This is a genomic window from Micromonospora sp. NPDC005298, from assembly GCF_040607375.1.
Lineage (GTDB): Bacteria > Actinomycetota > Actinomycetes > Mycobacteriales > Micromonosporaceae > Micromonospora.
Map to the genome: position 1 here is coordinate 621,798 of NZ_JBEXGP010000001.1, position 13,420 is coordinate 635,217.

The 13,420-nt window shown below is 73.3% G+C and carries 13 protein-coding genes and 1 pseudogene; 11 read left to right on the forward strand and 3 right to left on the reverse strand.

All coding sequences use genetic code 11. The annotated features are described in order from the left end of the window. Positions 1–232 precede the first annotated feature (232 nt). The 7 genes and pseudogenes from ssd to ABZS77_RS03070 all read left to right on the forward strand — a co-directional run bounded on the left by ssd (position 233) and on the right by ABZS77_RS03070 (position 5,606). Entirely contained in the window at positions 233–1,339 is a 1,107-nt protein-coding gene (ssd, locus tag ABZS77_RS03040; protein WP_354816211.1) for a septum site-determining protein Ssd, read from the forward strand. Continuing rightward, positions 1,336–2,547 carry a TadA family conjugal transfer-associated ATPase gene (locus ABZS77_RS03045; RefSeq protein ID WP_354816214.1) on the forward strand — a complete coding sequence of 404 codons (1,212 nt, stop codon included), beginning with the start codon at positions 1,336–1,338 and terminating at the stop codon, positions 2,545–2,547. Before ssd ends, ABZS77_RS03045 begins: the two co-directional genes overlap by 4 nt. Positions 2,548–3,188: 641 nt before the next feature. Continuing rightward, a pseudogene (locus ABZS77_RS03050) lies at positions 3,189–3,782 on the forward strand (hypothetical protein); the annotation flags it as partial. Next, complete coding sequence (locus tag ABZS77_RS03055) at positions 3,782–4,432, forward strand: type II secretion system F family protein (protein ID WP_354816217.1); 651 nt, start codon at positions 3,782–3,784, stop codon at positions 4,430–4,432. The pseudogene ABZS77_RS03050 and the gene ABZS77_RS03055, both read left to right, overlap by 1 nt. A 22-nt stretch (positions 4,433–4,454) precedes the next feature. Further along, on the forward strand, positions 4,455–4,622 hold the full coding sequence (locus ABZS77_RS03060; protein WP_151492073.1) for a DUF4244 domain-containing protein: 168 nt from the start codon (positions 4,455–4,457) through the stop codon (positions 4,620–4,622). A 116-nt stretch (positions 4,623–4,738) separates the two neighbouring features. Further along, positions 4,739–5,056: a TadE family type IV pilus minor pilin gene (locus ABZS77_RS03065; RefSeq protein WP_354817139.1), complete on the forward strand. Its 318-nt coding sequence runs from the start codon at positions 4,739–4,741 to the stop codon at positions 5,054–5,056. A 202-nt stretch (positions 5,057–5,258) separates the two neighbouring features. Then, on the forward strand, positions 5,259–5,606 hold the full coding sequence (locus tag ABZS77_RS03070; protein WP_354817142.1) for an Rv3654c family TadE-like protein: 348 nt from the start codon (positions 5,259–5,261) through the stop codon (positions 5,604–5,606). Positions 5,607–5,730: 124 nt separating this feature from the next. Here the strand turns inward: ABZS77_RS03070 and ABZS77_RS03075 are convergent, their stop codons facing one another. The 3 genes from ABZS77_RS03075 to ABZS77_RS03085 all read right to left on the reverse strand — a co-directional run bounded on the left by ABZS77_RS03075 (position 5,731) and on the right by ABZS77_RS03085 (position 9,084). After that, entirely contained in the window at positions 5,731–6,309 is a 579-nt protein-coding gene (locus tag ABZS77_RS03075; RefSeq protein ID WP_354816220.1) for a hypothetical protein, read from the reverse strand. 96 nt (positions 6,310–6,405) lie between these two features. Further along, positions 6,406–6,612, reverse strand: a complete 207-nt coding sequence (locus ABZS77_RS03080; protein ID WP_354816223.1) for a hypothetical protein — start codon at positions 6,610–6,612, stop codon at positions 6,406–6,408. 99 nt (positions 6,613–6,711) lie between these two features. Further along, positions 6,712–9,084 (reverse strand): DEAD/DEAH box helicase, encoded by a 2,373-nt coding sequence (locus ABZS77_RS03085; protein WP_354817145.1) that lies wholly within the window; start codon positions 9,082–9,084, stop codon positions 6,712–6,714. A gap of 188 nt (positions 9,085–9,272) precedes the next feature. Between ABZS77_RS03085 and ABZS77_RS03090 the strand changes: the two genes are divergently transcribed. The 4 genes from ABZS77_RS03090 to ABZS77_RS03105 all read left to right on the forward strand — a co-directional run bounded on the left by ABZS77_RS03090 (position 9,273) and on the right by ABZS77_RS03105 (position 13,381). Then, complete coding sequence (locus tag ABZS77_RS03090) at positions 9,273–9,623, forward strand: STAS domain-containing protein (RefSeq protein WP_354816226.1); 351 nt, start codon at positions 9,273–9,275, stop codon at positions 9,621–9,623. Next, positions 9,620–10,057: an ATP-binding protein gene (locus tag ABZS77_RS03095; RefSeq protein WP_354816229.1), complete on the forward strand. Its 438-nt coding sequence runs from the start codon at positions 9,620–9,622 to the stop codon at positions 10,055–10,057. Before ABZS77_RS03090 ends, ABZS77_RS03095 begins: the two co-directional genes overlap by 4 nt. 318 nt (positions 10,058–10,375) lie before the next feature. Beyond that, positions 10,376–12,736: a sodium-translocating pyrophosphatase gene (locus tag ABZS77_RS03100; RefSeq protein WP_354816232.1), complete on the forward strand. Its 2,361-nt coding sequence runs from the start codon at positions 10,376–10,378 to the stop codon at positions 12,734–12,736. A gap of 102 nt (positions 12,737–12,838) precedes the next feature. Then, positions 12,839–13,381 carry a hypothetical protein gene (locus tag ABZS77_RS03105; protein ID WP_354816235.1) on the forward strand — a complete coding sequence of 181 codons (543 nt, stop codon included), beginning with the start codon at positions 12,839–12,841 and terminating at the stop codon, positions 13,379–13,381. Positions 13,382–13,420 lie beyond the last annotated feature (39 nt).

Here is a 13,420-nt window from a genome sequence, read left to right on the forward strand (position 1 = left end):
CCCCCCATGATCCCGCGCGTTTCCGAGGCCGGTCATCCGCCGGGCGTCCGCCGCATTTCGTGAGCAGCCACGCTGGCTGCGCGGCAATCCGCGCGCATAGCAGATCCACCGTCCCGGCGGGCGTTGTCCACAGGTGCCTGCGTTATCCACAGGCGCCTCGTCTGGGGCGGTGGCCGGGGCCAGGTCGAGAGCAGTGTCGGCGGCACAACCGAGCCGACCGCTGGAGGCCGCGATGCCACCCCGTACCTCCGTTCCGCCCCCGTCCCGACGACTTCCCCTGCTCGTCACCGGCGACGATGACCTGCTCGACGATCTGCTCCGGCTCGCCGCCGCCGGCGGCACCGAGGTGGACCTGGCCGCCGATCCGGCGGCGGCCCGCACCCGCTGGCTCCCCGCGCCACTGGTCCTGCTCGGTGCCGACCAGGCGCAGGCGTGCCTGCGGGCCCGGCTGCCACATCGCCCCCGCCTGGTGCTGGTGGGCCGGGCCGGTGAGCTCGACCCTGGCTGGCAGATCGCCGAGCTGGTCGGCGCGGAGCATGTCGCCACGTTGCCGACTGCCGAACCCTGGCTGGTGGATCGGTTCGCCGAGCACAGTTCCGGCGAGGCCGATGGCTCCGGTGCGCGGATCGTGGCGCTGCTCGGCGGGCGCGGAGGTGCCGGTGCGAGTGTGCTCGCGGGTGGACTGGCCGTCACCGCGGCGCGGGCACGGCTGCGCACCCTGCTGGTCGACGCCGATCCGCTCGGCGGTGGCCTCGACCTCGTACTCGGTTGGGAGCAGCTTGAGGGGCTGCGCTGGCCGTCACTCACCGGTGCCGACGGGCGGGTCGACGCCCCGGCGCTGGTCCGGGCGTTGCCCAGCCGGGGCGACCTGGTGGTGCTCTCCTGGGATCGCGGCGACCTGCTGGCGTTGCCCGCGTCGGCGATGGCGGCGACCGTCGACGCCGCCCGACGTGGCCGGGACTTCGTGGTCATCGACCTGCCCCGCCAGTTGGACGACGCCGCCGTGGTCGCGTTGCAGGCGGCCGACCAGGCGTACGTCGTCGTGCCGGCGGAGCTGCGCGCCACCGCCGCTGCCGCCCGGGTGGTGGCCGCCGCGGCGCCGCACTGCTCCGCGCTCTCGGTGGTGGTGCGCGGGCCCGCCCCGGGTCGATTGCGTGCCACCGAGGTGGCGCGGGCGCTCGGGCTTCCCCTCGCCGGCACGCTGCGCCCCGAGCCGGGGCTGTGTCGAGGGCTGGAACGGGGCGAGGCGCCGGCCGCCGCCGGGAAGGGTCCGCTGGCGGCGCTCTGCCAACGGATCGTCGCCGATCTCACGGGTGTACCCGCGGTAGGTGCGGCATGACGGGCCGGCCGGAGGACGCCTCCCTGGCCGCCCGGGTGCGGCAGCGCATCGCCGGTGCGACCAGCCCCGTCACGCCGGCGGCGATCGTCTCCGCCGTACGCGCGGAACCCGCCGCCGCCGTGCTCGGCGACACCGCCGTGTTGCGCATCGCTGACCGGGTGCACGACGACCTGGTCGGCGCCGGGCCGCTGGCACCGCTGCTGGCCGACCCGGAGGTGACCGATGTGCTGGTCAACGGCGTACGCGTGTGGGTGGACCGGGGAGCGGGACTGCACCAGGTGCCGGTGCCGGTGGGCACCGTGGAGGACGTCCGCCGGTTGGCGCAGCGGCTGATCGCCAGCGCCGGACGGCGGCTCGACGACGGCTCCCCGTACGCGGACGCGCGGCTCGCCGACGGCACCCGGCTGCACGCCGTACTGCCTCCGGTGGCGACCGAGGGGCCCTACCTGTCGCTGCGCACCTTCCGGCACCGCCCGTTCACCCTGGACGAGTTGGTGCGCCAGGGGACGGTGCCCCGACCGGTGGCTCCCGTGCTCGCCGCCGTGGTCGCCGCCCGGCTGGCGTACCTGGTGACCGGTGGTACCGGCTCGGGGAAGACGACCCTGCTCAACACGCTGCTCGCCCTGGTGCCGGCGACCGAGCGGATCGTGCTGGTGGAGGACGCCGCCGAGCTGCGCCCGGGGCATCCGCACGTGGTGGGGCTCCAGGCGCGTACCGCGAACGTCGAGGGGTCGGGCGTGGTCGGCCTCGGTGACCTGGTCCGGCAGGCGCTGCGGATGCGTCCGGACCGGTTGGTGGTGGGCGAGTGCCGGGGCGGCGAGGTGGTCGACCTGCTGGCCGCGCTCAACACCGGCCACGACGGTGGCGCCGGCACGTTGCACGCCAACGCGCCCTCCGACGTACCGGCGCGGCTGGAGGCGCTCGGCATGCTGGGCGGGCTGCCCCGGGCCGCACTGCACGCACAGGTGGTCGCGGCGTTGCAGGTCCTTTTTCAGGTACGACGGGGCGACCGGGGACGGGTCCTGGAGTCGATCTGTCTGCTGCTTCCGGAGGGGCCGGATCGGCTGGTCACCGTGGTTCCCGCCTGGGTGCGTGGTCGTGGCCTGGGGCAGGCCGCGCGTGCGCTGGGCGCGCTGTTGCGCGAACGGGGCGTGGCGGTGCCACCGATCCTCGGCGAGCCGTGGCCCGGAACGGCGGGTCCGGCATGACCGGCGGATCGATGCTGGCGGTGGTGCTGCTCGTGGGCGCCGCGGTCCTGGTGGCGTGGCCCGTGCGGACCATCCGGGCTCGCCGCCGTCGGGTGCTGGCCGTGGGGGATGGCACCGCCGGCGGTGATCCGGACGACGCCCTCGTGCAGTGGATCAGGGAGCTCGGTCGCGTACCCGGAGAGCCGCCGGCCCCGGGTGGTCCGCCGCAGTCGTCGTCCGGTGCGGGGCCTCGCGGCGGGCAGGCGCTGGCGGCCCGGTCCATCCGGGACACTCCGAGTGGCGCGAGGTGGGCGGGGGCAGGGGGCGGGTCGGCGGGACCGACGCGTCCGCCGGGTCCGGCTCGTCCGCCGACCCGTCGGGATCCCCGGCGTCCGGCTGGTACCACCAGGCCGGGCACGGCGGTCGTGGACGCGGAGCCGTGCTCGGGGGACTCCCCGGCCGTGCCGACGATCGGTGTCCGCGAACCCGAGGTCGATGGTCTCGTCGGCCTGTCGGTCGACGTTGCCAGCAGCCGCACGGCATCCGACGTCGAGGAGCGGAGCCGCAGGTCGGGTGCGATGGCGACGGTCCGGCCCGGCGACGGTCAGACCCCGATCGCCGGCTCGGACGGCCGGGACGGTGGCGGGTCGGCAGGGGCGCGACCGGCGCGCGTACTGCTGCTGGTCTGCCTTTTGGGGGCCCTCGTCGGCGCGGTGGCCGCCGGTCCGGTCGCAGGGGTCGTGATGGGCGGGTACGGCACGCTTGTCGCGCGTGGCCTGTTGCGACGGCGGGCCAGCCGGCGCGCCGAGCGGGTGCGGCGGCGTGGGTTGGACCAGCTCTGTGGCCTCGCGGCGGACCTGCGGGCCGGCCTGCCCGTGCCGTCGGTCATCGAGATCGCCTCGACCGGCGGCTCGGACCGGCTCCGACAGCTGACCACGGCCGCGGTGCGGCTGGCGGACCGGACGGGCGCACCGCTGGCGGAACTGGTCGAGCGGATCGAGGCGGACGCGCGGGCCGCCGACCGAGGGCTGGCCGCCGCCGCGGCGCAGGCGGCCGGGGCCCGGGCGACGGCCTGGTTGTTGGCGGCCCTGCCGGTCGGTGGGATCGGCCTCGGGTACGGCATCGGAGTCGATCCCGTGGCGGTGCTCCTGCACGACACGGTCGGCGGGATCTGCGCGGTCATCGCTGTCGCCCTCCAAGTGGTCGGCCTGCTCTGGGCGGAGCGGCTGGGCGCCACGCCGGGGCAGGTCGCCTGATGTCCCAGCGTGGATCGGCGAGCGGGCCGGCAACGGACTGCGGGTCCCCCAAGCGACGGCCGGACGCCATCCGGCTCGCGGCGGGCCTGGGTGGGCTCGCCGTGGCCGTGGTCGTCGAAGGGTGGTTCGGGCTGCTCGGCGGGGTCGTGGCCGCGTACCTGCTGGACGGGGGGCTGCGCCGGATCGAGCCGCCGGCCGTCCGCAGGCGCCGGCTACGGGAGGCCGCCGACCTGCCGCTCGCCGCCGACCTGTTGGCAGCGGCGATGCGGGCGGGTGCCCCGGTGGACCGTTCGGTGCTGGCCGTCGCGGACGCGTTGGACGGCCCACTCGCCGGCAGGCTGGCCAGGGTCGGTCGCATCCTGCTGCTCGGTGGCGGTCCGGCGGAGGCGTGGTCCGCGCTGGACGGGGTGCCGGGTGCGGAGCGGTTGGCGGCAGCCGCGTTGCGCTCGTCCAACAGCGGCGCTGCCCTGGCCGGCGCACTGACCCGGCTCGCCGACGACCTGCGTGCCGACCGGGGCACCGCCGCTGAGGCGTCGGCCCGTCGGGCGGGCGTACTCATCGTGCTGCCGCTGGGGCTCTGCTTCCTGCCGGCGTTCATTCTCGCCGGCCTGGTGCCGGTGATCGTCGCTGTCCTCGGCGACGTGCTCTGACCCATCGAGAAAGGGAACAGCCATGCGCAAACTCATCGGCCGCCTGCGGGGCGACGCCGGGATGAACACGGCCGAGTACGCCGTCGGCACGCTCGCGGCGGTCGCATTCGCCGGGATCCTGTTGAAGGTGTTGACCTCCGGCAACGTCCAGTCGGCGTTGACCGCCGTCATCGACCGGGCGTTGAAGTGATCGGGCGCCGGCAGGTCGGCCGCGATCCGAGGTCCGGGCCTGCGGCTGGTGGCGGGGTCAGATCCCGCGCTGCGGTACGGGCCGCCGGCGGGGACCGAGGGTCGTTCACCGCCGAACTGGCGGCCGGTCTGCCGGCGCTGCTCCTGCTCCTGCTGGCCGGGCTGACCGCCGTCAACGCGGTCAGTACCCAGGCGAGCTGTCTGCACACCGCCCGGGAGGCGGCGCTGGCCGCCGCCCGAGGCGCGGAAGGCGGGCCTGCGGGACCGTCGGGGGCTGAGGTGTCCGTGACGATCGACGGCGAGCGGGTCCGGGCGACGGTACGCGCACCCGTCCGGACGCTGGGCGGCCGGCTGGGGCGGATCACCGTGTCCGCCACCGCCGTCGCGGCGATGGAACCGGGTGCCGCCGAGGGAGTCGGCAGTGCGACGAACTGATCGTTCGCCACCCCGCTCCGGCCGGCGACGACCTGACAGGTGGTCGCACCGCTCAGGTCTGCGACGGCCTGGCAGATGGTCGCACCGCTTCGGTCTGCGACGACCTGGCAGGTGGTCGCACCGCTTCGGCCTGCGACGGCCTGGCAGATGGTCGCACCGCTTCGGTCGTGAACCGAACGCCGAGCGAGTCGACGGTGGCCCGCTGGAGGCGGAGCGAGGTGGTGCGAGCGTCCTGCTCCTGGCGATCGGTCTGGTCTTCGTGCTGTTCGGGACGTTCGGCGCTGCCGTCGCCGCAACGGGGATGGCGCGTCAGCGGGCGGCGCTGGCAGCCGATCTCGGTGCCCTCGCCGGGGCCGCCCAGGCGCTCGACGGGGACGTGCGGGCCTGCGCGTCCGCCGGTGACATCGCCGGACGCAACGGTGGTCGGCTGATCGACTGTCGCCTCGACGGGCTGGACGTGCTGGTGACCGTCGAGGTGACGTTCACGCCCCTACCCGGGATGTCCCGGGTCACGGCATCCGCGGCCCGGGCCGGCCCGTTGCGCGGCTGAGCGGAAACCCCGGCCGGCGCCCCGCGCCGACGCGCTGCCCGCCCCGCGCGGCCGCGCTGTCCGTCACGCGCCGACGCGCCGCCCGCCGCGGATCAGCGGCGGACGGCGCGTCAGGGCCGTGCTGTCAGCGGGACTGGAGCGCGTCGAGCGCGACGGCCATCGCGATGACGAGGCGGCGGTCGAGCTGCGGGTTCTGCACCTCGACGACGTACTTGTCGCGCAGGCCCCACTTCTTCACCACGGTGAAGGCCGGCTGGCCGTTGGCGGTGAAGTCGAAGTGGTACGGCAGCCAGGACAGCGAGTCGACGAACCGGCGCAGCAGCGCCACCGGCAGGCTGCGCTCCTGACCCGTCACCTGCGGCAGACCGGCCTGCTCGACGTGCCAGGTCGACCGCAGCAGCGACTGGGCGAAGTCCTTGCGGAACAGGCCGATCGCGTTGCCGGCGGCGTCGGTGACGTCGTACGTGGCACCGAGGTCGAGACGCTGACGGGCCTTGAAGCCGAGCAGGGGCTGCTGCTTCGAGTCGTCCGTGTAGATCGTCACCTGCTCCTTGAAGGCGAGCCGCTTCTGCTGCGCGAACGCGAGCAGCTCACCTTCGGTGCCGTCCGGGGAGACCGCCCGGACCTCGTACTGGTTGACCATCATCCGCAGCCGCTGGCGGACGTGGAACTGGTGCTGGCTCTGCAAGTTGTCGAGCTGCATCTGATCTCCTCAGGGAAATGATGCGCCGGAGTCTCGCACAGCCCGGCGACCAGCGCGCCCCCGCTCTCACCGTGGGTGCCGGTGACGGACCGGTGGTCAGCGGCCGTCGGCGGTCGCGGCCCGCAGTGCCCACGTGTTGAGGACCTGGTGGATGCCGCGCAGCCGTTCGTTGATCTGCTCCAGCCGTTCCGCCTGGGCCAGCGCGGCCAGTGCCGAGCCGAGCGCGATCTGCTGGTCGAGGGTGAGTTGTTCCTGGTCGATGGTGTAGAGCAGGTCGACGGTCTCGGCGATGGTGTCGGCCACGGCTCCTCCTCGGGGCGCGGGGGTGAACAGCAGGACAGGCATCGATGGAAGCGCTCCCATGCATTGTGCCCCGCGCCGGGTGGATTCATGCAAGGTCGATCAGGCGGGCAGGTTCGCGAGGACCACGTCGAGCACGCGGACGGCGTCCGGCTTGGAGAGCGGATTGTTGCCGTTGCCGCACTTCGGTGACTGCACACACGAGGGGCAGCCGGCCTCGCAACCGCACTCCGCTATCGCGTCCCGGGTGGCGCGCAGCCACGCCGACGCCGTCCCGTACGCCCGCTCCGCGAAACCCGCGCCGCCCGGGTGCCCGTCGTAGACGAATACGGTCGGCGCCTCCGTGTCCGGGTGCACCGCCGTGGAGAGCCCGCCGATGTCCCAGCGGTCGCAGGTGGCCATCAGCGGCAGCAGGCCGATCGCTGCGTGCTCGGCGGCGTGCAGCGCACCCGGCACGTCGGCCGGCTGGACGCCAGCGGACGCCAACGACTGCGGCGACAGCGTGAACCATACCGCCACCGTGCGCAGCTCCCGGGTGGGCAGGTCCAGCGGCCGGGTGTCGATCACCTCGCCGGTGGCGATCCGCCGCCGCTGGTACGACACCACCTGGCTGGTCACGTCCACCTCGCCGAGGAACATGCCGACCGGGCCGGCGTCCACGTAGGAGCGCACCGACACCACGGACAGGTCCGTGACGTCCCGCGCGTGGGTGGACCAGTCCGGCTCCTCGGCGTGCACCAGCGCGCAGCCGTCGGCGAGGTCGAGGTCGTCCACGACGTACGAGACGCCCTGGTGCAGGTAGACCGCGCCGGGGTGCAGCAGGAAGTGCGACGAGCCGCCGTCGACAGTGCCGAGCAGCCGGCCGGTGGCCGACTCCACCACGCAGACGGGTGCGCCACCCTCGCCGCGCAGGTCCACCTCGGGGCGTTCCCGGTGCCGCCAGTACCAGCCGGTGGGCCGTTGCCGCAGCGCCCCGGCGGCCACCAGCTCGTCGATCGCCTCCTTCGCCCCGTCGCCGAAGAGCGCCAGGTCGGCGGGGGTGAGGGGCGCCTCGACGGCGGCGCAGGCGAGCTGCGGGGCCAGCACGTACGGGTTGGCCGGGTCGAGCACCGTCGCCTCCACCGGCGCACCGAAGATGGCCTCCGGGTGGTGCACCAGGTAGGTGTCGAGCGGGTCGTCCCGGGCCACCAGCACGGCGAGGGCCTCCTGCCCGGACCGCCCGGCGCGGCCCGCCTGCTGCCACAGCGACGCCCGGGTGCCGGGATAGCCGCAGATCAGCACCGCGTCCAGCCCGATCAGGTCGACGCCCAGCTCCAGTGCGTTGGTGGAGGCCAGACCGAGCAGGTCGCCGTGCAGCAGTGCCCGTTCCAGTTCGCGTCGCTCCTCGCGCAGGTAGCCGCCCCGGTAGGCGGCCACGCGGTCACCGAGCCCCGGCACCGCGTCGTCGAGTGCCCGTCGCGCGTTGGCCGCCACCACCTCGGCGCCCTTGCGGGAGCGGACGAACGCGAGTGTGCGTACCCCCTCGGCGACCGTGTCGGCGAGCAGGTCCGCGGTCTCGCGCAGCGCCGACCGGCGGACCTGGTGGAGGTCGTCGTGGTCGCCGGTCGGCTGTGGGGGCACCGGGGGTGCGGAACCCGAGTCGGGTGGCAGCAGCGGCGGCTCCCACAGCGCGAAGGTGACCCCGCCGCGCGGTGAGGCGTCCTCGGTGACGGCCGCCACGGGCAGGCCGGTCAGCCGCCCGGCCGCGGTCGCCGGGTCGCCGGAGGTCGCCGAGGCGAGCACGAACACGGGGGTGGCCCCGAATCGGGCGCACTGCCGACGCAGTCGACGCAGCACGTGGGCCACGTGCGAGCCGAAGACCCCCCGGTAGGTGTGGCACTCGTCGATCACCACGTACGCGAGCCGGCGCAGGAAACCGGACCACTGGGCGTGTCCGGGCAGGATGCCGTGGTGCAGCATGTCCGGATTGGTCAGCACGAACCGGGAGTGCCTGCGGATCCACTCCCGCTCGGCGCGCGGAGTGTCCCCGTCGTAGCAGGCGGGGCGTACCCCCTCCAGCTCCAGCGCGGCGACGGCCCGAAGCTGGTCGGCGGCGAGCGCCTTGGTCGGCGCCAGGTAGAGCGCGGTGGCCCGGGGGTCGGCGAGCAGGGTGGCCAGCGCCGGGAGCTGGTACGCCATCGACTTGCCGGACGCGGTGCCGGTGGCGACCACGACGTGCCCGCCGTCGTACGCCAGGTTGGCCGCCTCGGCCTGGTGCCGCCAGGGCGCGGTCACGCCCCGGCGGGTGAACGCGTCGCGCAGCTCCGGCGGTGTCCACGGCGGCCAGGGTGCGGGCACCCCGGCGCGGGCCGGCACCCGTTCGACATGGGTGACCGGATCGCCGGCGCCTCGGCTGCGCAGCCGACTCAGCAGGTCGGTGGGCGTTGGTCCGGGGGCGGGACCTGCGGATACGGTGGCGCTGGCCGGCGACTCCAGGTCGTGCCGCGGCGACAGACGCGGGGAGCTGAAGTCGTCGGAGGTCACGCCCTGCACTCTCGCACTGGTGTTCGGAGATGAAAAGTCGGGCCGGGGGGTAAGGGGAAGCCTCCGCCGGCGACCGCAGGGCGTCCCGGCGGTAATGGTTAGATGCCCAGAAGAGTTTACGGCCCTGGCGAGGAGGACCGATGGAGCTGTCACTGGCGACCCGCACCGTGGGTGAGCACACGGTGCTCGAGGTCGGCGGTGAGGTGGACGTCTACACCGCGCCCCGGCTCCGCGAACGCCTCCTCGAACTGATCGACGGCGGCGCCCGGCACGTGGTGGTCGACCTCGGTCGGGTGGACTTCCTCGACTCCACCGGGCTGGGTGTGCTGGTCGGCGCGCTCAAGCGGCTGCGTACGGCCGGCGGCTCGTTCGCCCTGGTCTGCGACAAGGAGCCCCTGCTCAAGATCTTCCGGATCACCGCGTTGGACCAGGTGTTCCCGCTGCATCCCACGGTCGATGCCGCGGTCGGCGCGGATGGCGCCAACGCGTGATGGCGACGGTCCGGCTCTCCTTCTCCCCGGCGCCGGTGCACGTGCGCACCGCCCGGCTGGTCGGCGTCGCCGTCGCCCGGCGCGCCGGGGTCCGTGAGGACCTGCTGGACGAGGTGCGGCTGGCCATCGGCGAGGCGTGCACCCGGGCGGTCGCCCTGCACCGGCAGTACGGCCTGCCCGATCCGGTGCTTGTGGAGATGTCCGACGACGGCTCGTACGCGGTGCGGGTGGTCGACCGTGCGCCGATCGAGGCCAGCATCGGGCTGGCGGCGCTGCCGCCGGACGCGCTGGCCAACGAGTCGCTCACCGACGAGGCGTTGACCACCGGCGTCGGCTTCGCGCTGCTCGCCGGCTTCGTCGAGGACCTCCAGGTGCGACCCGTCGACGACGGTGTCGGCACCGAGGTGCGGATGGTGTGGCCGGTCGGCCGCTGACCCACTACTGCTAGCAGGAAGGCCGCATCCCCGTCGGGATGCGGCCTTCCTGTCATGGATCCATCCCTATATCAGATTTCGTTTCATAACACAGCGATGAAGATCATCGAGACACGGTGCCACCTGCGTGTGACCTCCAACACTGTGGAGGGCTACAGTACGCGGGTTGTCAGCAAGTGATCCATCCCGCAGCCAGCGGGTATGGGTGGTCATCGCTGGTCCGCTGGGGTGGGTTGGCGCGCTTGCGATTCCGCATCCAGGCGCTGGTCGGTGCGTCTCCACCCACCGGCGCGAGTGTTCGGTAACAGGAGGACACAGATGTCCGAGACCTTGGCCGCCGACGGCGGCGGGCTTTCCCTTACCGGAAGCAACGTGACGTACGTCGTCATCGCCGCGGTGATCGCGCTGGTGGCGCTCGTCTTCGCCGCCGCCCTCACAAAGGCGGTGCTGGCAGCCGGCAAGGGCACCACCAACATGCAGGAGATCTCGGGGGCGGTCCAGGAGGGCGCCTCCGCCTACCTGCTCCGCCAATTCCGCACACTGGCGATCTTCGTCGTGATCGCCGTGGTGCTGCTCTTCCTGCTGCCGGTGCACGACACCGACGGCAGAGAGACGGCCGTGAAGATCGGCCGCTCGCTCTTCTTCGTGGTGGGCGCACTGTTCAGCGCGTTCATCGGGGGCGCCGGCATGTGGTTGGCCACTCGCGCCAACCTGCGTGTCGCCGCCGCCGCCCGGGAGCGACAGGGTGGCCGCGAAGCCGCCATGAAGATCGCCTTCCGGACCGGCGGCGTGGTCGGCTTCCTCACCGTCGGCCTCGGCCTCTTCGGCGCCGCGCTCGTCGTCCTGCTCTTCCGGGGCGACGCGCCGACCGTGCTGGAGGGCTTCGGCTTCGGCGCCGCGCTGCTCGCGATGTTCATGCGGGTCGGCGGCGGCATCTTCACCAAGGCCGCCGACGTCGGCGCCGACCTGGTGGGCAAGGTCGAGCAGGGCATCCCCGAGGACGACCCCCGCAACGCCGCCACCATCGCCGACAACGTGGGCGACAACGTCGGTGACTGCGCCGGCATGGCCGCCGACCTGTTCGAGTCGTACGCGGTGACGCTTGTCGCCGCGCTCATCCTCGGCCGGGCCGCGTTCGGCGAGGACGGCCTGGTCTTCCCGCTGATCATCTCCACGATCGGTGTGCTCGTCGCGATCGTCGGCGTCTTCATCACCCGCCTGCGTGCGGCGGACCGTAACGCGTTGACCGCGATCAACCGGGCCTTCTACATCTCGGCGGTGCTCTCCGCGGTGCTGGTGGCGGTCGCCGCCTACGCGTACCTGCCGGCGACCTTCGGCGAATTCGACGGTGGGCTCACCGACGCGTCCGGCAACCCGCGGCTGGTGGCCATCGGCGCTGTGGTGATCGGCATCGTGCTGGCCGCCGCGATCCAGGCGCTGACCGGCTACTTCACCGAGACCAACCGCCGCCCGGTGCAGGACATCGGCAAGAGCTCCCAGACCGGTGCGGCCACCGTCATCCTCGCCGGAATCAGCATCGGCCTGGAGTCGGCGGTCTACTCGGCGCTGCTCATCGGTGCCGGCGTGTTCGGCGCGTTCCTGCTGGGCGGCAGCTCGATCACCCTCTCGCTGTTCGCGGTGGCGCTGGCCGGTACCGGCCTGCTCACCACGGTCGGCGTGATCGTCGCCATGGACACCTTCGGGCCGATCTCCGACAACGCCCAGGGCATCGCGGAGATGTCCGGCGACATCGACGAGCACGGCGCCCGGACGCTCACCGAGCTGGACGCGGTCGGCAACACCACCAAGGCGATCACCAAGGGCATCGCGATCGCCACGGCGGTCCTCGCCGCCACTGCGTTGTTCGGCTCGTACACCGACTCGCTGCGCACCGCGTACGCGGACGCCGGGGTGGGCGACGTGGGGTCGGAGATCCTCAACTCGCTGAACGTGGCCAACCCGCGCAACCTGGTCGGTCTCATCATCGGCGCGGCGGTGGTCTTCCTCTTCTCCGGGCTTGCCATCAACGCGGTGTCCCGCTCGGCCGGGGCCGTGGTGATGGAGGTCCGCAGGCAGTTCCGTGAGCTGCCCGGCATCATGGACCGCACCCAGCGCCCCGAGTACGGCAAGGTCGTCGACATCTGCACCCGGGATGCGCAGCGCGAGCTGATGACCCCCGGTCTGCTCGCCATCCTGGCGCCGATCGCGGTCGGCTTCGGTCTCGGGCCCGGCGCGCTGGCGTCGTACCTGGCCGGGGCGATCGGGGCGGGCACCCTGATGGCGGTCTTCCTGGCCAACTCCGGTGGGGCGTGGGACAACGCCAAGAAGCTCGTCGAGGACGGCGCGTACGGCGGCAAGGGTTCCGAGGCGCACGCCGCGACGGTCATCGGCGACACGGTCGGCGACCCGTTCAAGGACACCGCCGGCCCGGCGATCAACCCGCTGATCAAGGTGATGAACCTGGTCTCGCTGCTGATCGCGCCCGCCGTGGTGGCGTGGAGCGTCGGCGACGACCGCAACGTCGGTCTGCGGGTGACCATCGCCCTGGTGGCGACGGCGATCATCGTGGCGTCGGTGATGTTCAGCAAGCGCAAGGGCATCGCGATGGACGACTCCGACGCCGGTGGCAACACCGGCGCGGGCAGCACGGACCACCGCCCGGAGACGGTCAGCGCCTGACCGTCGACGGCACCGGGGTCCCCGGTCGACGTACGCGTCGACCGGGGACCCCGGCCGTCCGGACCGGTGCCACGCCTGGCCAAAGGTCGTACGCTGCAACGCATGCGTACGTGCCGGGCGTCTGCCGCCGGAAAGTTCACGGTGGTCCTGGCCACGATCGTCGTCGTGCTCACCGGCTGCGGAGGAAACCCCAGCCCCCGGGCCTGGGCGGCCACCGTCTGCGGTGCGCTCACCCCGTGGCGCTCCGAGATCGACAAGCTGACCAGCAGCACGGATGAGCAGATGACCGCGCAGACCACCCCGGCGCAGGCCAAGGAGAACCTGGTGCGGCTCTTCGGTGGAGCCGAGCAGGCCAGCGAGACCGCACGCCGCAAGGTGGAGCAGGCCGGCGTGCCGGAGACCGACAACGGTGAGGTGATCTCCGCCGGCTTCCGTGGCTCCCTGGAGAAGATGCGGGACGCCTACGGCCGAGCCCGGGACACCATCGACAAGCTGAGCACCGGCGAACCGACCGCCTTCTACGCCGGTGTGCGGGCCGCCGTCGAGACGCTCAACAAGGAGTACGACGCCAGCGCCCTGGACACCAGCCAGCTCAACTCCGAGGAGCTGAAACAGGCCTTCGACGAGGTGCCGGAGTGTCGCTGAGCGGGCTCGGTGACTCCGGCAAGGCGCAACCGCCGCCGG

What these genes read in the sequence shown, in the direction of transcription:
- ABZS77_RS03075 (WP_354816220.1), bottom strand. Translation starts at nt 6,309, where the DNA reads ATGCAGCTCGACAACTTGCAGAGCCAGCACCAGTTCCACGTCCGCCAG.
- ABZS77_RS03055 (WP_354816217.1), top strand. Translation starts at nt 3,782, where the DNA reads ATGTCCCAGCGTGGATCGGCGAGCGGGCCGGCAACGGACTGCGGGTCC.
- ABZS77_RS03060 (WP_151492073.1), top strand. Translation starts at nt 4,455, where the DNA reads ATGCGCAAACTCATCGGCCGCCTGCGGGGCGACGCCGGGATGAACACG.
- ABZS77_RS03100 (WP_354816232.1), top strand. Translation starts at nt 10,376, where the DNA reads ATGTCCGAGACCTTGGCCGCCGACGGCGGCGGGCTTTCCCTTACCGGA.
- ABZS77_RS03105 (WP_354816235.1), top strand. Translation starts at nt 12,839, where the DNA reads ATGCGTACGTGCCGGGCGTCTGCCGCCGGAAAGTTCACGGTGGTCCTG.
- ABZS77_RS03045 (WP_354816214.1), top strand. Translation starts at nt 1,336, where the DNA reads ATGACGGGCCGGCCGGAGGACGCCTCCCTGGCCGCCCGGGTGCGGCAG.
- ssd (WP_354816211.1), top strand. Translation starts at nt 233, where the DNA reads ATGCCACCCCGTACCTCCGTTCCGCCCCCGTCCCGACGACTTCCCCTG.
- ABZS77_RS03090 (WP_354816226.1), top strand. Translation starts at nt 9,273, where the DNA reads ATGGAGCTGTCACTGGCGACCCGCACCGTGGGTGAGCACACGGTGCTC.